The organism is Arsenophonus endosymbiont of Aleurodicus floccissimus, from assembly GCF_900343025.1.
In the GTDB taxonomy this organism is placed as follows: Bacteria; Pseudomonadota; Gammaproteobacteria; order Enterobacterales; family Enterobacteriaceae; genus Arsenophonus.
This window is the reverse complement of the sequence record NZ_OUND01000001.1, coordinates 336,826-356,922: the sequence shown is the minus strand read 5'-3', so window position 1 is coordinate 356,922 and position 20,097 is coordinate 336,826. Positions and strand designations below refer to the sequence as shown.

At 39.7% G+C, this 20,097-nt stretch carries 12 protein-coding genes, 10 pseudogenes and 1 riboswitch; of the genes and pseudogenes, 7 read left to right on the top strand and 15 right to left on the bottom strand.

Annotated features, from left to right (window positions below; all coding sequences use genetic code 11):
- Window positions 1–57: 57 nt before the first annotated feature.
- The 4 pseudogenes from hlyD to ARADI_RS01845 all read left to right on the top strand — a co-directional run bounded on the left by hlyD (window position 58) and on the right by ARADI_RS01845 (window position 5,030).
- Window positions 58–1,037: pseudogene (hlyD, locus tag ARADI_RS01860) on the top strand (secretion protein HlyD).
- A pseudogene (locus ARADI_RS01855) lies at window positions 1,034–2,768 on the top strand (ATP-binding cassette domain-containing protein). Before hlyD ends, ARADI_RS01855 begins: the two co-directional pseudogenes overlap by 4 nt.
- A pseudogene (locus tag ARADI_RS01850) lies at window positions 2,765–3,920 on the top strand (ABC transporter permease). The pseudogenes ARADI_RS01855 and ARADI_RS01850 overlap by 4 nt, the downstream one beginning before the upstream one ends.
- 9 nt (window positions 3,921–3,929) lie before the next feature.
- Window positions 3,930–5,030: pseudogene (locus tag ARADI_RS01845) on the top strand (ABC transporter permease).
- Between the two features lie 62 nt (window positions 5,031–5,092).
- Here the strand turns inward: ARADI_RS01845 and ARADI_RS01840 are convergent.
- The 5 genes and pseudogenes from ARADI_RS01840 to moaA all read right to left on the bottom strand — a co-directional run bounded on the left by ARADI_RS01840 (window position 5,093) and on the right by moaA (window position 8,034).
- Window positions 5,093–5,798 (bottom strand): annotated as a pseudogene (locus tag ARADI_RS01840) (Bax inhibitor-1/YccA family protein).
- Window positions 5,799–5,975: 177 nt separating this feature from the next.
- Window positions 5,976–6,441, bottom strand: a pseudogene (gene moaE, locus ARADI_RS01835) (molybdopterin synthase catalytic subunit MoaE).
- The gene (gene moaD / locus ARADI_RS01830) at window positions 6,442–6,687 is read right to left on the bottom strand and encodes a molybdopterin synthase sulfur carrier subunit (protein ID WP_119710948.1); all 246 of its coding nucleotides are present in this window, start codon (window positions 6,685–6,687) and stop codon (window positions 6,442–6,444) included.
- Window positions 6,684–7,035, bottom strand: a pseudogene (gene moaC, locus ARADI_RS01825) (cyclic pyranopterin monophosphate synthase MoaC); the annotation flags it as partial. The gene moaD and the pseudogene moaC, both read right to left, overlap by 4 nt.
- Window positions 7,036–7,050: 15 nt before the next feature.
- Window positions 7,051–8,034, bottom strand: a pseudogene (moaA, locus tag ARADI_RS01820) (GTP 3',8-cyclase MoaA).
- Window positions 8,024–8,173, bottom strand: a riboswitch (molybdenum cofactor riboswitch). (Overlaps the previous pseudogene by 11 nt.)
- A 277-nt stretch (window positions 8,174–8,450) precedes the next feature.
- On the opposite strand from moaA, the pseudogene ARADI_RS01815 reads away from it, so the two are divergent.
- A pseudogene (locus ARADI_RS01815) lies at window positions 8,451–9,340 on the top strand (gluconeogenesis factor YvcK family protein).
- Window positions 9,341–9,441: 101 nt separating this feature from the next.
- Here ARADI_RS01815 and uvrB read toward each other — a convergent pair.
- The 7 genes from uvrB to bioB form a co-directional block, all read right to left on the bottom strand.
- Window positions 9,442–11,454 carry an excinuclease ABC subunit UvrB gene (uvrB, locus tag ARADI_RS01810; protein ID WP_119710947.1) on the bottom strand — a complete coding sequence of 671 codons (2,013 nt, stop codon included), beginning with the start codon at window positions 11,452–11,454 and terminating at the stop codon, window positions 9,442–9,444.
- A gap of 554 nt (window positions 11,455–12,008) precedes the next feature.
- The gene (gene bioD, locus ARADI_RS01805) at window positions 12,009–12,686 is read right to left on the bottom strand and encodes a dethiobiotin synthase (RefSeq protein WP_119710946.1); all 678 of its coding nucleotides are present in this window, start codon (window positions 12,684–12,686) and stop codon (window positions 12,009–12,011) included.
- A gap of 96 nt (window positions 12,687–12,782) precedes the next feature.
- Window positions 12,783–13,031 carry a malonyl-ACP O-methyltransferase BioC gene (locus ARADI_RS17090; RefSeq protein ID WP_238149074.1) on the bottom strand — a complete coding sequence of 83 codons (249 nt, stop codon included), beginning with the start codon at window positions 13,029–13,031 and terminating at the stop codon, window positions 12,783–12,785.
- 28 nt (window positions 13,032–13,059) lie between these two features.
- Window positions 13,060–13,236, bottom strand: a complete 177-nt coding sequence (locus ARADI_RS17085; RefSeq protein ID WP_238149224.1) for a methyltransferase domain-containing protein — start codon at window positions 13,234–13,236, stop codon at window positions 13,060–13,062.
- Window positions 13,237–13,250: 14 nt separating this feature from the next.
- On the bottom strand, window positions 13,251–13,445 hold the full coding sequence (locus ARADI_RS17080) for a hypothetical protein (RefSeq protein ID WP_238149073.1): 195 nt from the start codon (window positions 13,443–13,445) through the stop codon (window positions 13,251–13,253).
- Complete coding sequence (bioF, locus tag ARADI_RS01795) at window positions 13,414–14,580, bottom strand: 8-amino-7-oxononanoate synthase (protein ID WP_119710945.1); 1,167 nt, start codon at window positions 14,578–14,580, stop codon at window positions 13,414–13,416. Before bioF ends, ARADI_RS17080 begins: the two co-directional genes overlap by 32 nt.
- Window positions 14,580–15,596 carry a biotin synthase BioB gene (bioB, locus tag ARADI_RS01790; protein WP_439647085.1) on the bottom strand — a complete coding sequence of 339 codons (1,017 nt, stop codon included), beginning with the start codon at window positions 15,594–15,596 and terminating at the stop codon, window positions 14,580–14,582. Before bioB ends, bioF begins: the two co-directional genes overlap by 1 nt.
- Window positions 15,597–15,693: 97 nt before the next feature.
- On the opposite strand from bioB, the gene bioA reads away from it, so the two are divergent.
- Window positions 15,694–16,968, top strand: coding sequence for an adenosylmethionine--8-amino-7-oxononanoate transaminase (gene bioA, locus ARADI_RS01785; protein WP_119710943.1), 1,275 nt, complete (start codon window positions 15,694–15,696; stop codon window positions 16,966–16,968).
- 12 nt (window positions 16,969–16,980) lie between these two features.
- Here the strand turns inward: bioA and pgl are convergent, their stop codons facing one another.
- Window positions 16,981–17,973 (bottom strand): 6-phosphogluconolactonase, encoded by a 993-nt coding sequence (gene pgl, locus ARADI_RS01780; RefSeq protein WP_119710942.1) that lies wholly within the window; start codon window positions 17,971–17,973, stop codon window positions 16,981–16,983.
- Between the two features lie 598 nt (window positions 17,974–18,571).
- Between pgl and ARADI_RS20490 the strand changes: the two are divergent.
- A pseudogene (locus tag ARADI_RS20490) lies at window positions 18,572–18,973 on the top strand (3'-5' exonuclease).
- Window positions 18,974–19,334: 361 nt separating this feature from the next.
- Here ARADI_RS20490 and ARADI_RS19370 read toward each other — a convergent pair.
- A complete protein-coding gene (locus ARADI_RS19370) occupies window positions 19,335–19,577 on the bottom strand; it encodes a lytic polysaccharide monooxygenase (RefSeq protein ID WP_255420591.1) in 243 nt (80 codons plus the stop codon).
- A gap of 107 nt (window positions 19,578–19,684) precedes the next feature.
- Entirely contained in the window at window positions 19,685–19,804 is a 120-nt protein-coding gene (locus ARADI_RS19365; protein WP_255420636.1) for a hypothetical protein, read from the bottom strand.
- Window positions 19,805–20,097 lie beyond the last annotated feature (293 nt).

Genomic DNA, 20,097 nt, shown 5'->3' with positions numbered 1-20,097 from the left:
AATTAATTATACATAACCTTATTTTATTCCATATTATTGAACTATTTTAAGGATGCTATGAAAAAAAATCTGCGATTATTATCTATTGCTATCATCTGCCTACTTATCGCTATTATAGTGGCCGGATACTACTACTATCAAACCTATCCGAATAAAACGCTCATTCTGTATGGTAATGTTGATATTAGAACGGTCAACTTAAGTTTCAGAGTCAACGGTAAAATTCAGACACTGAATGTCGATGAAGGGGATAAAATTAGCACCGGTCAGATCTTAGCTTCTCTGGATAATACTCCCTATAAAATAGCCTGCAACGCGCAACAGGTATTCTTGCTAGCGCAAAAGCTAAATTAGATATATTAGAAAGTGGTTATCGTAGCCAAGAAATTGCTCAGGTTGAAGCCGAAGTGGCGCAACGGCAAGCAGCCTGGAAGTGTGCTAATAGTTTTTACCAACGTCAACAAGGGCTTTGGACACAACGGGTAATTTCCGACAATGACTTGGAAAATGCGAAAAATAATCGAAACCAAGCGCTTGCAGCGCTAAATGCGGCAAAAGATAAATTAAATCAATTTCAGACCGGCTATCGTACTGAAGAAATAGCCGCCGCGCGAGGTGAATGGAAACAGGCGGTCGCTGCATTAGCGCAAGCAAAACTGGATCTGGCAGATACGATATTAACCACACCCTCGCCAGGTACTATTCTTACTGCCGGCAGCACTGTTTTTAGCGTTTCGTTGATCCGACCTATCTGGGTTAGAGCTTATGTCAGTGAACCTCATCTCGGCGAAGCAATACCTGGGCGAGAAATATTACTTTATACCTACAGTCGTCCAGATCAACCCTATCATGGTACTATCGGTTTTGTCTCACCAACCGCGGAGTTTACGCCTAAAAGTGTACAAACCACCGACTTACGTACCGATTTAGTCTATCGTATTCGGGTCATTGTTAATGATGCTGACGATATGTTGCGCCAGGGTATGCCGGTGACGCTTCATTTTGCAGAAAAAAAAACACTAAGGCTTAATGAATGATCAGTACTGTTCATAAGATTACATTGACTGAGGTCGAAAAACGCTTTTTTGGTTTAGCTTCACCTGCGGTGGCAAAACTCACCACTGAGATCACCGGAGGCTCAGTGACCGGCTTAGTTGGACGTGATGGTGTAGGAAAAACAACCCTAATGCGTATGCTGGCCGGTTTATTAAAACCCGATAGCGGTAATATCACTATTATGGGCTTAGATCCGATTAGTCAAGGTGTTGACGTCCGTCGCCATCTTGGTTACATGCCACAAAAATTTAGTCTTTATGAAGATCTCACCGTACAAGAAAATCTGGATCTATATGCCAGTTTATGTGGCGTGATAGGAGAAAGTCGGCAACAAACCTATCAGCAGTTGCTAGATTTTACCGACCTTAGCTGTTTTACCCAACAACTGGCAGGTAAACTGTCCGGTGGCATGAAACAGAAGCTTGGCCTGGCCTGTATATTAATCAGTCGGCCAAAAATTCTGTTGCTAGATGAACCAGGGGTGAGTGTCGACCCTATTGCTCGTCAAGAGCTTTGGCGAATGGTTCATGAACTGGCTAGCGATGGTATGCTGATCCTTTGGAGTACATCCTACCTAGATGAAGCTGAACAATGCCGAGATATTTTACTGTTAAATCAAGGGCAGCTACTTTATCGGGGGATACCGCAGGCATTAACTAATAAAATGGCTGGACGCTCATTTTTACTGCAAGTTCCAACATCAAAACGCCGCGCATACTTACAATATGCACTATTATTACCACAAACTACCGATTGTGTTATTCAAGGGCACTGTATTCGCCTGATCTTAAAATAAAACAGCCAGCAAACCGATTTCCTCGCCAGTCTGAATTTAACTGATAGTAAACTTACTATCGCTAAACCCCGCTTCGAAGATGCTTTTATTGATTTATTAGGTGGTAGCCCATCGCAACGTTCTGAGCTTGCAGAAATTATGCCGCAAATTCCAGCTGCTCCCACTGAAACCATCATTGAGGCACAAAATCTTAGCAAACTATTCGGTGACTTTGCCGCTACGGATCATGTTAACTTTACGGTTAAACGCGGTGAAATTTTTGGCTTGCTAGGTCCTAATGGCGCTGGCAAATCAACAACATTTAAAATGATGTGCGGATTAATGGTACCAAGCGCAGGCAGGGGATTAGTCTTGGGGATGTATCTAAAAATAAGCTCGAATAAAGCTCGCCAACATCTTGGCTATATGGCGCAAAAATTTTCACTGTACGGTAATTTAACAGTTGCTCAGAACTTGAAATTTTCTCTGGTATTATGGCCTTAGTGGCAGTCAGCAATAGCAAAAAATCAGTAACATGATCAATGTCTTTAATTTAAATCCAATACTGCACCAAACCACCGATGAATTGCCATTAGGCTTCAAACAGCGACTAGCCTTAGCATGCTCGTTGATGCATGAACCGGACATACTTTTCTTGGATGAACACACTTCAGGTGTGGATCCCCTGACGCGAAGAGAATTTTGGTTACATATTAATGGCATGGTAAATAAAGGCTTACCGTAATGGTTACCACTCACTTTATGGACGAAGCGGAATATTGCGATCGAATTGGCTTGGTTTACCACGGTACAATTATTGCTGCCCGGCACACCCGATGAATTAAAAAGCCAAATCGCCACGGCAGAAAATCCGGATCCGTCAATGGAACAGGCTTTTATTAGTTTGATAGTTAACTATGACCCAGGGAAACAATGAGCCAAACAGAAAAACAATCAGCCCACGAAGCGCAGTTTTCCTGGCGTCATTTACATGCCCTATGTATTAAAGAAAGTAAGCAGATTTTACGTAACCCGAGTAGTGCGCTGATTGCCGTCGTTATTCCATTAATGCTGCTACTTATTTTTGGCTACGGCATCAATCTGGATTCAAGTAAATTACGGCTTGGCATTTTGGTCAATCAACAAAATAATCAAGTGCGAGAATTTGTCGCTGCCTTTACCGGCTCCCCTTTTATTGATAGGGCAATTAGCGATAATCGAAAATTGCTAATAGATAAAATGCAGGCAGGCGAAATCCGCGGTATGATAGTGATCCCGATCGATTTTGCCAGTCAGCTTAATCGTCCCTCCGAACATGCATCGATCCAGGTTATTACCGATGGTAGTGAGCCAAATACCGCCTATTTTGTACAGGCTTATACTAAAGGCATTTGGCAAACCTGGCAGCAGCAAGGCGAAAACGCCGGTTATGCTACTCAACCATTAATTGTTACTGAATTACGCTTCTGGTTTAATCCGGCAGCCATTAACCAACATTTTATTATTCCAGGTGCAATCAAGTATCATTATTACCGTAGTCGGTGCCATTCTGACTTCATTGGTGGTTTCCCGCGAGTGGGAACGAGGCACAATGGAAGCCCTGCTTGCCCCCCAAATAACCTGCACAAAATTGCTGCTTTCCAAACTATTACCATATCAATTGTTAGGCACCTGTGTCATGCTACTTTGCATGTTAGTCACGGTATTTATTCTGCATATTCCTTATCGCGGTTCACTCTGGTTGTTATTTCTTATTACCAGTCTCTATCTGGCTACTGCCCTTGGTATGGGATTACTGATATCTACCTTAACCCGTAACCAATTTAACGCCGCTATCGTTGCATTAAATACCGCTTTTTTACCTGCCATAATGTTGTCAGGGTTTATTTTTGAAATTGATAGTATGCCGATAGTTATTCAATGGGTAACCTATTTGATCCCGGCTCGTTACTTTGTTAGTAGTTTACAAACTCTATTTCTGGCCGGTGATATTTATGTTGTCCTGTTGACCAATTTTCTTTTATTAGCCACCAGCGCCATCATCTTTATTGGGCTCACTGCATTAAAAACGCGTCGCAGACTTGATTAGGGAGAGAATATGCTACATCGGCTCTATACACTGATTATCAAAGAATTACAGTCACTACTACAAGAGCCTCAAACCCGCGCAATATTAATCCTACCTGTTATTTTCCAAATGATCTTATTTCCACTGGCCACTACTCTAGATGTCACTAACACTACAATAGCTATCTTTAATGCGGATAAAGGCCAATATTCAATTGAATTAACACAACGATTGGCAAAATCGACGACTTTCTCTAACGTCTTACTACTCAATAATAATCAACAAGTTGTTGAAACAATCAATAATCGTAAAGCATTTTTAGGGGTACATTTTCCGCAAAATTTTAGTGCTCAGCTGGCACAAAGAAAATCGACCCCGGTTCAACTAATACTTGATGGTAGAAATTCTAATAGTGCTCAAATCGCCGCTAACACAGTTAGCCAAATTAGCAACAACAATTAACAAACCAGCAGATAGCGCATAATAATAGCGAATTAATTATTCGTCATTGGTATAACCCTAATCTTGATTACAAATGGTTTATTGTTCCATCCCTGGTAGCATTAATTACTACCATTGGTGTATTAGTCGTCACTTCATTGTCAATTGCCCGTGAGCGTGAACAAGGCACACTGGATCAGCTACTGGTTTCACCCCTGACTAACCTGGCAGATCTTTATCTGCTAAAGCAGTGCGAGCATTACTTATTGCCACCTTTCAGGCAACATTGGTGCTGATTATCGGGATTTTCTGTTACAAAATTCCATTTTCTGGTCCATTGTTTATTTTTTATACTACGATGGCGATTTATGGTTTGTCATTAGTGGGTTTTGGTTTATTGATTTCCGCTATATGCTCAACTCAGCAACAAGCGTTTATTGGTGTGTTTGTCTTTATGATGCCGTCAATATTGCTATCAGGTTACGTTTCACCTATAGAAAATATGCTGGTTTGGTTACAAAATGTCACCTGGATCAATCCTATTCGGCATTTTACTGATATTACTAAACAAATTTATTTTAAAAATGCCGATTTGGCCGTACTATAGAACCACTTGTGGCCATTACTGATTATTTCATTATTTACCCCACATGCCTGGCTTATTGGTTATTTCGCCGAAAAATTGCCTAAATGGTAAAATAAAAAAATCCCGCTAACATTATAAGCGGGATTTTTTTAACAAACAGATTAAATTAACGGCGATCGCCTAGAATACGTAACATCATTAAGAACAAGTTAATAAAATCTAAATAGAGTGTCAATGCACCAAGAATAGCGTATTTACGTATACCTTCTTGATCACGGCTATCAATTTGGCTACCCGTGTCTTTCAGTTTCTATGTATCATAAGCCGTCAAACATGCGAAAATTAACACACCGGCGTAGGTGATAACCAACGTTAAGCCAGAACTTTACAGCCAAATATTGACCAATGAAGCAATAATTAGCCCGATTAGTGCCATAAATAAGAAACTACCCATACCACTTAAGCTGCGTTATGGTTGTATAACCATAAAAACTAAGTGCCCCAAACATAGCAGCAGTGATAAAGAAGGTGCTGGCAACCGAAGCGCCAGTGTAGGCAACTAATACGAGAGAAATGGTTAAGCCTGTCAGCGCCGAGTAGAGCATAAACATGGCCGTTGCCAGCGCGCCACTCAATTTGGGCAACAAAAATGATAATCCTATGACTAATGCAAATTCAGCAACAATGAGGCCTATCAATACCCAACTATGCGACGCCAGATACATAATGATATTACTATTATTAATCGCATACCAAGCAACAAATGCAGTTAATAACAAACCTACCGTCATCCAGCCGTATACTTGCACCAGCGCGCTGGACGATCGAATCATTTTGATGTTCAAATCGATTTGATGTTCAAATCGATCCATGATGATTACCCTCATCACTTACGTTAAAAATAAAGCTACTTAGTAAACTAAATAACTCAGTAAATTTAAGTTAATTCTATCATAATTTCTGGCTAAAACCATGGTTTGATATGCGCAAATAAGAGAAGGTTTTACATTACTTTTACTTTATTTAGCTAAATTTCAATAAAAATTGTGTTACCAACGCTGAAATGCGACTTGATCACTCTGTCTGGCCTCAATCCAACGACTGCTGTGCCCTTGCGCTAAATGCTCTTTTTTCTAAAATGTCGCTTTTGTTTTCATATAATCCATAATAAATTCTGCCGCTAAAAAAGCACTACTAAGATGACCGCTAGTAACACCCACAAACACGATTTCCTCACCTGGCTTAAAGTACCAATCCGATGAATAATACAGATACGTTGCAACTGCCAACGACCACGCGCTTCATTGGCAATATCCTGTAACGCTTTCTCTGTCATGACTGGATAATGTTCAAGAGTAAGGTAAGGGTGTGTTAATTACTATCACCCAAGTTGTAATTACGCACCTTACCGGTGAAAGTAACCACCGCACCACCATCATGACATTGTGCTAACCATTCATATTGTTCACCAACATTAAAATTCGCTTGTTGAATAAGCAATCGTGTATCTGTCATTTATCCTCCCGTTACCGGTGGAAAAAATGTGATTTCATCGCCGGCAGTTAATGGATGATCTGACTGTACAAAGGTATGATTGACCGCAAAAAGCAGTTTTTTGTGTTCTAGTGCTAATGCACAGCGCTCACCGCGTTGGCTTAATGCATCCCGTAATTCTTCTATGGTAGAATAACGATTTTCTAACTCTAACCTATCAGTGCCTGACAATTCACGGACTTGGGCAAAGAAAAGCATTTTGATCATGGTGTTACCTTAAAATCACCGGATTTACCACCCGTTTTTTCCAATAATCTAACCGCACTAATCACAATATCTTTCTGCACCGCTTTACACATGTCATAAATGGGTTAATGCGGCAATTGATGCAGCGGTCAACGCTTCCATTTCAACGCCAGTTTTACCGGATAGCCGACAATATGATTCAATTCGAATGCGATTATTGCTTGTTTGTACTTCCAGTAAAACTTCCATTTTACTGAGTAATAGCGGATGGCAAAGCGGGATCAGATCCCACGTTTTTTTGGCGACCTGAATACCAGCAATCCGCGCAGTAGCAAAAACATCACATTTATGATGACTACCATTGAAGATCGCTAAAAATCGCATTTATCCCCCAATAATTGAAAGATTTGACGTAATACTACTATCTCCTTGATGAAGAAAATGGCTTGCACGTTTTAATTGTAATTCTGCCTGAATACATGCTTTTAATACCTCAGATTGGGATGCATCAACCAATAGATCACGTAAAATAATACTGCGCTCGCCAAACAGACAGAGACGAAGATGACCGATAGAAGAGACCCGTAAGCGATTACAACTTTGACAAAAATTCTGCTCATAAGGAATGATTAAACCAATTTCACCACTATAATCAGGGTGCTTAAAAACCTGGGCTGGTCCATCAGAACGACCGCGTGGTACTTGCTGCCAATTTTGCTCTAACAAGCGCCGACGGATCTTTTCGCCTAAGACATGGTGACGACGAAATATTTTATCACTCTCACCGGTTTCCATTAATTCAATAAATCGTAGTTGGATTGGCCGCAATTTGATCCAGTTGATAAAACTCGCTAAATTACTGTCATTGATGTTTTTCATCAACACAACATTGACTTTTATTTTGTCATAACCTGCCTCTAAAGCAGCATCAATTCCGGCCATGACTTAAAAAAATTTATCTTGCCCGGTAATGGCTAAAAACTGCCGCGGATCAAGACTATCAACACGGACATTAATGTCCGTTAAACCGGCATTTTTCCACTAGCTAACATTTTTGGCCAGCCGATAACGATTAGTAGTTAAGGCAATTTTCTTGATCGCATGGTTTTGTTTGATGGTAGCAATAATGTCAATAAAATCTCGGCGCATGGTGGATTATTCGCCGCCTGTTAAGCGAATTTTTTCGGTACCAAGCTCAGCGGAAGCTTTAGTCAGAAAAGCAATTTCCTGCAACGATAAAAAGGCTTAATCACCATTCGATTTATATCCATTTGGTAGACAATATGTGCAGCGAAAATTACATACATCCGTTATGGATAGTCTTAAGTAGTAGAATTTACGGGCAAAAGTATCAATAAGTTGAGTCATAATAACGCCTTTACAAATACGGGAGATGCAGGCATTTCTACCTTGCACCCTGGCGGCTGATAAATGCCACGGCCTTAATACCCTATTTAAATGTTAAGTTCATAAACTTAGGTAAAAAGGCTAGGAGTTAATAACACCACATACAATAATAGCGTAATGTGATGATTGCTATAAATCTTATTGCTAAATATTTAAAAAAGCTATTCAGCACTCAAATCTATAGGTTGCAATTCAACAAGTTAATCAATTAGCTGAAAATAATGTAATATAAAAGAATGACAAAGTTATTGTTTAATATTACGTTAATTCAATAAGGTCTGATATTTGATAATCAATTATGTCAAACCGCTATTAAGCAGATAATAAAATAGGGGAAGTAATGTATAATCGCAGTATTCTTAATAATTTAGGGCAAGTTGTCCGCACTGGGTGGTGGTCATGGCTTGGGTCGTGTGATGTCATCCCTTGCATTTCTAAATTCTCAATTAATAGGGATTGTCACTACAACCGATGATGGGGGCTCTACCGGGCGAATTCGCCGTTCTGAAGGTGGTATTACCTGGGGAGATACGCGCAACTGTTTAAACCAATTAATTACGGAACCGTCGATTGCATCAACTACGTTTGAATATCGTTTTGCCGGTAATGGTGAACTTGGTGGCCATAATCTGGGTAATTTAATGCTAAAATCGCTTGATCATCTCAGTGTTAGGCCGTTAGATGCGATCAACTTAATCCGTAGTCTATTAAAAGTAAAGGCGCATCTTATTCCTATGTCCGAGCAACTAGCTGATTTGCTAGCAATCGATTTGATGGGCAATGAAATCTACGGCGAAGTTAATGTTGATCAACTCTCCTCACTACCACAAAAATTAATGTTATCTCCTCAGGTAAGTTGCACGCCAGAGGCTCTCGATGCTATCCATAATGCTGATTGATCATCATTGGCCTAGGGAGCTTCTTAACCAGCCTGATGCCTTTATTTCTAATGAATGACCTAACGCAAGCATTACAAGCATGCCGGGCAGCAATCATTTATATTGGTAATCTTGGTAAAGAACTAAATCAACCCGCTGCCAATATGCAACTAACCGAAAAAATTGCAATGATTGAAAAACACATTGGCCAAAAGAAAATTGATGCGGTTATCGCTGGTCCAATAACCGATATATCAAGCCTACCAGATTGAATCGTGCTCCAAAGAAAACTCGCTGACCAAAATGTCTGTTACCGTCATGATAGAGACTTATTGCGTCAGGCTATTGAAGACATGGCCCACAAAATTCATCAACTTAAAACCTTTTAACTTCTCTCCTTACCTGAATGCAAGCTAACGGCTTGCTTGGCACCCACCCCGCCTTAGAGGGCGAGGTTGCGCCGCACTGCGGATAAAAATTGTCTAATGCTTTAAGAATTAGCAATAAACTGTTCACGTAGCAATTGAATTTGATCGCGTAAACTGGCTGCTTGTTCAAATTCAAGATCTTGTGCATAACGATACATTTGTGCTTCTAATGCCTGAATTTTAAGCTCCAATTCTTTGGTCGAAAGTTTCTGATAATCTTCGATAATCTGTGATACTTGCGATTGTTTATGTTTGCCTTTTGACGATACTGGTACACCGACTTGTAAAATATCGCCAACTTTTTTATTTAAACCTTTAGGCACAATACCATGCTTTTGATTAAAGGCGATTTGCTTTTCGCGACGACGTTCCGTTTCTTTAATCGCTTTTGCCATTGAATCAGTAATCTTATCGCCATATAAAATAGCTTTACCTTTCAGGTTACGTGCTACACGACCAATCGTTTGAATTAATGAGCGTTCTGAACGTAAAAATCCTTCTTTATCTGCGTCTAAGATAGCAACTAACGATACCTCTGGCATGTCCAGCCCTTCACGCAATAAGTTGATGCCCACTAAAACATCAAATAAGCCTAACCGCAAATCACGAATAATTTCGACCCGTTCAACGGTATCAATATCTGAATGCAAATAACGAACCTTTATGTCATGTTCTTGCAGATAATCGGTCAAATCTTCTGCCATTCTTTTGGTTAACGTTGTTACTAACACTCGTTCATTTACCGCTGTACGCAAATTGATCTCAGATAACAGATCATCAACTTGGGTGGCTACCGGACGAACCTCAATTTCGGGATCAAGTAAGCCAGTTGGCCGGACAACTTGCTCAATAATTTCATTCGCCGATTTTTCCAATTCATACTTACCTGGCGTGGCAGAAATATAAATTGTTTGTGGGGAAAGTACTTCAAATTCTTCAAAATGTAACGGGCGATTATCCAGCGCAGAAGGTAAGCGAAAACCATATTCTACCAATGTCTCTTTACGGGAGCGATCACCGCGATACATACCGCCAATCTGTGGGATGGTGACATGCGATTCATCAATAACTAATAAACCATCCGCGGGTAAATAATCAAATAGCGTTGGTGGTGATTCACCGCTTGCACGGCCAGAAAGATAAGGTGAATAATTTTCAATACCAGAACAATAACCCAATTCATTCATCATCTCTAAATCAAACTGGGTACGCTGTGTTAACCGCTGCTCTTCAACAAGTTTACCATTTTCCAGTAGTAATTTACGTCTTTGTGCCAATTCAGTTTTAATCTGCTCCATGGCTTCAAGGATACGCTCACGTGGAGTTACATAGTGGGTTTTAGGATAAATGGTAAATCGCGGTACATTATGTTGGATCTGTCCGGTTAAGTGATCAAAAAGCGCTAGCCGTTCTACTTCCTCATCAAATAATTCAACTCGTAACGCATATTGATCTGATTCGGCAGGAAAAATATCAATCACTTCCCCTCTAACTCTAAATGTACCTCGCTGAAATGCTTGATCATTGCGGCTATATTGCAAATCGGCTAGGCGGCGTAAGATAGCTCGCTGATTAATAATCATACCTTTGGTTAAATGAAGCATCATTTTTAGATAGCTATCAGGATCACCTAAACCATAAATCGCTGATACCGAAGCAACAACAATAACATCACGTCTTTCAAGCAGTGCTTTAGTGGCAGAGAGTCGCATCTGTTCAATATGTTCGTTAATAGAAGCATCTTTTTCAATAAAGGTATCGGAGCTTGGAACATACGCTTCTGGTTGATAATAATCATAATAAGAAACAAAATATTCCACCGCATTGTCAGGAAAAAAAGCCTTCATCTCACTATATAATTGTGCAGCCAACGTCTTATTGTGAGCCATTACCATTACCGGGCGGTTAACCTGCTCAATAACATTAGCGATAGTGAATGTTTTACCCGATCCGGTGACCCCAAGTAAGGTTTGATGAGCCAATCCATCATTAAGACCTTCGATTAATTTCTTTATCGCTGCGGGCTGATCACCGGTAGGTTGAAATTCAGCATGCAATTTGAAGACTTTACTCATCTAACCCTCTCTACTAAAAATATTTCTTTATCATACTGGATAAAAAAACAGTTTTAATGTCAGCTGAAATTAAAAAATCAGTTTCATTCACAACCAATTATTTACATATATTTATTATTTTAATAACTTAGTTATCCCCAAGCTTTTTTTTACCTTGAATTATATTTTATGCTAATCAGCCAATGTAAAACTTTATTATATATCATTTGAGACTTTATTTTATATAACATATTAATATTTATATAATTTTAATTCAGAGCCGAGAATGGCATCAACTGCCCGCCAAGCCTCATCCCATCTCGATTAGAGTAACTTTTCTAGATCTAATACACAAGGTTATCCACAGGAATAGTGGATAACTCAAGAAATTCTTTTCAGCATCAATAGTTGTAAGATTTTCACTTGAGCACAGGCAACCATTTTTGCCAAAAAAATAATCACAAAATAAAATTTTTTTATAAGTAAAAAAATAGCATTTAATTTGTTGCAATTAAGCTAATTCAAGCAAAAGATGGCTAAAGCGACATAACGCTTTAGCCTAAAAATTAGTCCTATTACAGTAGGTTATCTAAATTGACAAATTTGCCAATCGAATGAGATTGCCAATTCGGCAAATGCGGAATAACACCTAAACATGGCGCTGACAGCCGTTGCTTTAATGTTAGCAAATAATCCTGCTGATATTGACCCGGTAAAACAATTTCATTAGCCACCCAGCCTGCCAATGATAAACCACTTTGCTCAATGGCCTGTGCGGTTAATAATGCATGGTTGATACAACCCAATTTAATGCCAACCGTTAATATCACTGGCAATTGCTGTTGTATAACCCAATCAGCCAAGGTGTGCTCAGCACAAAGCGGTGTATACCATCCACCAACACCTTCGACAATGATCCAGTCAGCAGATTGTTTTAATTTATTTAATCCTCCATGCATTATCTGCCAATCGATAAGCTCCCCTGTTAGCTGACTAGCAATATGGGGTGACGTTGCTTGAGCAAAAACGATCGGATTAACATCATGGTAATTCAGTTTCACGCTACTATTTTTTCTTAATAACTGGGCATCTGAATTTCTTAAGCCAACGGTTAATTGTTTACTGCCTGAAGCTACCGGTTTATAGGCTGCTGTTTGATAACCCTGATTGGCAGCTGCTTGTAGCAGCGCACAGCTGACGACAGTCTTACCCACATCTGTGTCAGTTCCGGTGACAAAAAAACATCTATTCACGATATAACATTCCATAAACCAGTTGATAAGTTAAGGGAAATTGCTGATTAATATGAGGATAATGATCAACCAGTTTAGCTAACTGGTTTTTTGTCATTAGACCCTGCTGTGACGCCCATCCGTTAGATAAGTCGCGCCAATACCCTTTATAGATTGAAGTAAACAAGCAAATGTAGGGTAAATTAAATGCCAGCAACGCTGTTTTAAACTATGCGGCCAATCACGACAAGCCTGCTTAATTTGTTCAAAAGTCATAAAAGAATTAATGTGCCGGTTATTATCAACCTTTTGCCAACACTGTTGTAACTCTTGTAATGAGCCATCGACTAAAAGTAGAAAAAGCAACGATCCCACCCTTTTTAGTAACACGATATCATTCATTTAATGGGATAGATAAATTACTACACCACTGAATAGCAAGATGACTAAAACAGAGATCAACACTTTCATCGGCGAGTAGTAATTTCTCTATATCGGCCTGGATATAGCTCATAGCCGCTTGCTTTTGTTGAGCTATGCTAACATCAGATGCAGACAGATCGAGGGCAATGACCCGTTTTCCAGCTAACTGCCACTGCGCACTGAAATAGCAGGTACCATAGCCAGCACTGTGTTACCAGGTATTGCAGATAAGCAATCAAACAGATGTTGGCCACTTTGTTGTTGAAATAATGCAATATTGTCGTAATTTTTGGCCGCCCGCCCAAAAGCATGAACAATTGCTTGCTTATTCATCGGCGTCGTTGTTAAAGAAGTCATTTAACTTTTCCATTAACCGTGCAATATCGGCTAATTGATGATTAGCCGTCAAGGTGATCCTTAATCTTGCACTACCCGCGGGGACCGTTGGCGGCCGAATAGCTTGCACCCAAAATCCTTGCTGGCGTAAAAATTGAGATAACTGTAAACAGCGTTGGTTACTACCAACAATGAGTGGCTGAATTGAGCTAGCGGAATTTAATAATAGCAATTGATAGTGGTTAGCTAATTGACGAAAATAATCAATATTGCGCTGTAAATTGGCTCTTAATTCATCTGCTTGACGAATTTGTCTAACCGCCTCAGCTAATGCCACTGCTTGAGACGGAGGCATTGAAGTACTATAAATCAAATAGCGAGCATATTGCAGAAAATAGTCAGTGGTGTTTTCATCACAAAGCAATGCTGCACCACTAAGACCAAAAGCTTTACCAAATGTCACCACCAGCAGTTCAGGTTTTATTTTATGCAGATAACAACTACCTCTGCCTTCATGGCCTCTGACGCCAATACCATGGGCATCATCCACTAATAACCACGCCTGCGCTTGCCTCGCCACTGCCTGCAACTGAGCTAAAGGGGCACTATCGCAATCCATACTAAATATACCTTCAGTGGCAACCATTGTTTTACCAGTATGATTGGTCGCCAAAAGATGCCTTAAGGCGTCAGGTTGATTATGGGCAAAACGTTGTAATCTAGCTGGCGATAACATCACGGCTTCCAGTAAGGATGCATGACTGAGTTTATCGGCCACAATATGATCATTTTTGTTCATTAAGGTCGTTATTACACTTTGATTTGCCGCATAGCCGAAAATAAATAACAAAGCACGGGAGTAACCTAACCAATCGGCAAGCTTTTGCTCTAATTGGGCGTGAGCACAATTAAAACTGATAATATAACCAGAGCTTCCACTACCAGTTCCATATTGGCTTAATCCTGTTTGCCAGGCTTTAATAATTGCCGCATGATGACTTAATCCCAGATAATCATTACTTGAAAAATTGACATACTGCTGTTGATCAAAGATTAGCGTACACGCATCATTTTTTTTAATTAGCTGCCGCTGCCGCCACAATGCTTGCTGCTTGCGGATATCAAGTTGACGAGTTAAAAATGTTGACCAATTCATTATAGTGCCGCGTTATAAAACTGTTCCGTATCCACCTGCATCATAGCCTCTTCCAACCGCTCAATTTGCTGGCGGTGAGTCAAGGCGGTTGCAATCGGTTGAGGATTAATATTTAGCTTGCGAAAAAGTTGCTGATCTTTATCTTCTTTGGGATTAGCTGCCGTTAATAACTTACAGCTATAAAAGAGGGAGTTAGCCCCGGTCATAAAACAGAGTGCTTTCATCTGTTCACGGCCAGCAGAAAGCCGGACAAAAGAGGTTGGCATCATAATACGGGCAACAGAGATGGTTCGAATAAAGTCAAAAGGATCGACATCTTCATTATCTTCAAGGGGCGTGCCTTTTATTTTTATTAGCAGATTAATCGGCACATTTTCAGGAGCCTGCAGTAAATTAGCTAATTGAACCAATAGCGCCGCCCGATCAGTAACCTTTTCGCCTAAACCAACAATTCCACCAGAACACACCTTCATGCCTGCCTGACGAACTACATCAATCGTATCCAGTCTTTCTTGATAGGTTCGAGTGGTAATGATGCTGCCATAAAATTCAGGTGAGGTGTCTAAATTGTGATTGTAATAATCAAGTCCAGCCTCCGCTAACCGGTGTGCTTGATGATCATTTAATTTACCCAGTGTCATGCAGGGTTCTAACCCTAACGCTTTAACTTCTTTCACCATGGTTTCGAGATAAGGCATATCGCATTCATGAGGATTGCGCCAGGCAGCGCCCATACAAAAACGGGTTGAACCGGCTTTTTTGGCTTGTTTAGCCGATTCAATTACTTGCTGGATTTCTAGTCGCTCGGCTTTTAATCCGGTTTTATAACGAGCACTTTGTGGGCAATATTTGCAATCTTCCGGGTAAGCGCCGGTTTTAATGGAGAGTAAAGTACTAATCTGGATCTGTTGCGGATCAAAATGTTGACGATGAACTTGCTGAGCTTGAAAAAGTAATGCAAAAAAAGGTAAATCAAATAGTGCTTGTGCCTGGCTAAGTGTCCATGGTTTTTCCATCTTCACCATTCTCTCTTCCGAAACAAAAAGTATTGCCAGTTTAAATAACTGCGTTATCATGTCAACTAAAATAAATATAATTAGTTGACTATGGATAATGAAAATCGACGATCTTAATTTTGATGCGAAACATATTTGGCACCCATACATTTCAATGACCAAACCAATACCGGCTTATCCTGTCGTGCGCGCTTCAGGTGTCGAACTTGAATTAGCTGATGGCAGAAAATTGATTGATGGAATGGCTTCCTGGTGGGCAGCAATTCATGGCTATAACCATCCCGTACTCAATCAAGCCGCTACAGAGCAATTAACGAAAATGTCCCATGTAATGTTTGGCGGCATCACTCATCCGGCAGCAACTGTTTTGTGCCGACAATTAATCGATATAACTGATGATAAACTAGAGTGCATTTTTCTGGCTGATTCCGGCTCAGTTGCGGTTGAGGTGGCATTAAAAATGGCATTACAGTATTGGCAGGCACGGGGCGAAGCGCGCCACAAGTTTATTGCCTTACAACGAGGATATCATGGGGATACCTTTGGTGCTATGTCAGTTTGCGATCCGGAAAACTCGATGCATAGTCTTTATCGGGGCTATCTACCCGAACATATTTTCGTGCAAGCGCCTCAATTAAGTTTTTATCAGCAATGGCAAGCCGACTCTCTGATCCCATTACAAAAAATACTAACCGAACAGGCCGACAAAATTGCTGCCATCATCGTTGAGCCGATCGTTCAGGGAGCGGGCGGTATGCGCATTTATCACCCTAATTATTTGACGGCAGTGAGAGAATTATGCGATCGCTATAATATTTTGCTGATTGCCGATGAAATCGCCACTGGTTTTGGCCGTACCGGCAAATTATTTGCTTGTCAATATAGCGGCATTGCGCCGGATATTTTATGTTTAGGTAAAGCGCTAACCGGGGGTTATGTCACACTGTCAGCCACTCTGACCAGCCGTCCTATCGCGGAGACCATCAGCCAAGGTAAAGCTGGCTGTTTTATGCATGGACCCACTTTTATGGGCAACCCACTAGCCTGCGCGATCGCTGATGCGAGCATAACATTACTAAGGAATAGCCCATGGCAAAAATGGGTGAAAAACATTGAAACTCAATTGATGGCTGAACTCTACCCACTGCTAGATCAACCACAAGTTGCTGACGTGCGAGTTTTAGGCGCAATTGGCGTTGTTGAAATGAAAAACCCCTTCAATGTGCCCGAATTACAACGTCATTTTGTCGCTGAGGGAGTTTGGATTCGGCCATTTGGTAAATTAATTTATCTAATGCCACCCTATATTATTACCGCTGAACAGCTGACTAAGTTAACGCAAGCGATAAAAAAAATAGTTATCAAACTGTAAATTAAAAATAATTTAGTTTTCAATTATATGGGTCGTGATCCACATCGGCCCTTTGCCAACCGGATATCGATCTAATGCTTGTAGCACGCCAGTCACTACATCTATTTTATAAACCGCAATATGATCGGACTTTTGCACTGCGGCCAGCAAAAAATGACCGCTTTGAGCAATATTGAAGCCACGCGGTTGAGTTTCGGTTGCATAAGCCGCCATCGGCGTTAATTCTAACCCCGCGGCTGTCACCTCGAAATGGCGGATAATACTGGCAGAACGTTCACTAGCATAAAGATGACGACCATTTGGCGTAATATGGATATCCGCAGCCCAAGGTTTACATCCCGATCCGGCAGCTAAAATGTCACAATTTTGCTTTTGCTGATAAGGTTCAAATGCAGAATAAACATTAATGGTAGCATCTAACTCATTTAAACAATAAAAAGCGTTCTGGTTGGGCGAAAATGCCAAATACCGCGGCCCTGCGCCTTTGTTAGTTGTGATCCGATAGGCAACCTGTTCGGTTAAATGTCCATTGTCATTAATGGTATAAATGCGGATCTGATCTTCCCCTAAACAAGGGACAAACAAGTGTGAATTATCAAAACTTACCCCCGAAGCATGGGGATGTTTTAAATCGCCAATAACTTGAATCGGTGATTGAGCGATCCCCTCTTGATCAACCGGCAACACCATTAAATTACCCTGATAGTAAGAGGGAATAAATAACCAACGACCCTGATTATCAATTTCAATATGGGTTGGCGTAGCGGGAATAGCGGTAATGGCCTGTTGGCTGAGTTTCCCTTCAGCTGAAATAAGATAAGTAATAATCGCAAAATTAGGGCGGATACCAACATAAAGGTGTCGACCATTACGACTAATCTGCATCGGTTGCACTTCACATGGTAATGTCAACTTTTGTAATAATGTCAGTTTGCCATTTTCATCCATTGACCAAACATGAATTTGCTTGCTTTCTGGACTGGCAACATACACCACCTGTTTCATTGATTAACTCCTCAGAAATAATTCGACAAAATAGCCTCAATTATCATATCCGATCTGCTGCTAAATAATGACAAAAATAGCAAAATAGTTAATAAAAAAATTTATTCCTCAGCTGACTGATGGCACTAGCTTGCAGGTTTTTATAAATTATCACTGTGTGACTAAAGTTTATATTTACCGATAATAATTTCTCAACTGTTGAAAGCTATTGAATATCGCCTTATTCAACTAAATTTAGTATTCAGATTATCACCAATTAAATTAAACCCTATAAAAAATCTGTTGTTAAAAAGTAAAAAAATAATATTATATAAATAAGATATTTATTTTGTTAATAAAAATATCTTAACAAAAACGCAACACAATCAATATAGGCCATTAAATATCTAATATAAATTTCACATTATTGTTTACTGTAAGCAGTATATAAGCCGAGTTTATTTGACCAAGCGCTTTATATAGATTTTTATCAGTCTCGCATAATTAAGTCATAAATAACATCAGAAAGCCATGAGCAAAATTTTAAAATAATAAACCGAAAATATCAGGATGAGCAGATTAAGACCGCTAAGTGTTAATGAAAAATTAAGAAATAGTAATGAACCCTTGCGAAAATTTAATGGTAGACTTAGAAACCATGGGAATGGGCAGCTGCGCCGCCATTGTAGCAATCAGTGCGGTTTTGTTTTGACCAACAACCGGTGCTGCCTTTTATCAAGCTGTCGATCTCTCTTCATCAATGTCTGCCGGTGGAACAGTTAATCGCGAAACCATAAAATAGTGGTTATGCCAATCTAATGAAGCTCGAGCAACGATTGCCAAAAAAAGTTTACCACTAATTGATAATGTTCTGCGTGAATTACATTTCTGGGCTCGCGAAAATGCACAAGAACGGATGGATGGTTTAAAAGTCTGGGGGAAAAGCGCTAATTTTGTCTTAAGAGGCGCTTATGAAAGGTCACATTTAACCCCTTTTTGGCATGTCGGTAATGATCCGTGATGTACACACTATTATCGATATGGGAATGAATCTTGGCTTTAATCTACAAAATGAGCTGTCAATGGTAAAACGTAAGATAATGCGCTTAATTGTGCGCTTTATCAAGTGAACCATGTTGCCAATATTTAGCAAAAAATTATCCAACATGAGGGGTGAAAATTTATTCCTGCTAATAAAAATTACCAATAATTAATATCAAATACCAATAAACTCACCCTTACTACAAATTATTTGATAAAAGCTAGCTAAGTAGAAATAGCTGGCAATTGAAAATAGTAAATATTACTTAATATAAAAGTTTGCAAATCTGATTTAAAATTATAATATTGGTTACTTCACTCGCTAAAAATGGCTATTAATATTATTTAGCTTGCATATTCACATCGACAACTTGATAAAAAGCATTTGCCGTGTCAGCAATTGACCAAACACCTAAAATAACTTGATAACCAGTGCGGTGTGGAACATCACAATCAAAATAAATCTGATCTTTAGCTGGCATTTCACCACCGTCAAAACGCTCACAGAACGGTTTTAAATCAAAAGAAGCACGGGTTAATGGTGCATTAGGATCCCAATCCTGTTTAGTAATAAAAACTCCCATTTTTCTGTTCTGTGTGGCTGAGTTAGCGACGAACGAAAGGTGTTTTTGCCTGAAGTTAGCGGTACTTTTTTCTAGCGATCAACACTTTGCTAGTTGAGTTTATAAAATTATGAATTATCACCACTGGCTATCTTACCATCACGAGCACCGCCTTCTGGAAAACCTTTCGGCCCTTCAATAGACATAGGATCATATTCAATAGCGCCACAATTATTATTTTCATGTATCCAACATAAAACTACCCGACTCTTAGGTTCAAAAATAAAACCATGCTGTGGTTCTGCAGATGCAGTTGCTATATTGGCAGCAACACATGAGTGTTAACGGAGCTAATAGTAATTTACTTTTCATTTAATACATCCCTTAAATAATTTATACTTTTAATAATTAACACTATTTCTATATAACATTACTTACAGCAGGGTAAATTATTATGCCGGTAAAACTAAAATATCAATTTAATTAATCTATTTTTTTGCTTAAAAAAACATTTCACTTAAATATAAATAAAATAAAAAAT

Excerpts from the sequence above, each read along its gene's own strand:
- moaD (WP_119710948.1), bottom strand. The coding sequence starts at position 6,687 with ATGATCAAAATGCTTTTCTTTGCCCAAGTCCGTGAATTGTCAGGCACT.
- uvrB (WP_119710947.1), bottom strand. The coding sequence starts at position 11,454 with ATGAGTAAAGTCTTCAAATTGCATGCTGAATTTCAACCTACCGGTGAT.
- ARADI_RS17080 (WP_238149073.1), bottom strand. The coding sequence starts at position 13,445 with ATGACTTCTTTAACAACGACGCCGATGAATAAGCAAGCAATTGTTCAT.
- bioF (WP_119710945.1), bottom strand. The coding sequence starts at position 14,580 with ATGAATTGGTCAACATTTTTAACTCGTCAACTTGATATCCGCAAGCAG.
- bioB (WP_439647085.1), bottom strand. The coding sequence starts at position 15,596 with ATGGAAAAACCATGGACACTTAGCCAGGCACAAGCACTATTTGATTTA.
- bioA (WP_119710943.1), top strand. The coding sequence starts at position 15,694 with ATGAAAATCGACGATCTTAATTTTGATGCGAAACATATTTGGCACCCA.
- pgl (WP_119710942.1), bottom strand. The coding sequence starts at position 17,973 with ATGAAACAGGTGGTGTATGTTGCCAGTCCAGAAAGCAAGCAAATTCAT.
- ARADI_RS19370 (WP_255420591.1), bottom strand. The coding sequence starts at position 19,577 with ATGGGAGTTTTTATTACTAAACAGGATTGGGATCCTAATGCACCATTA.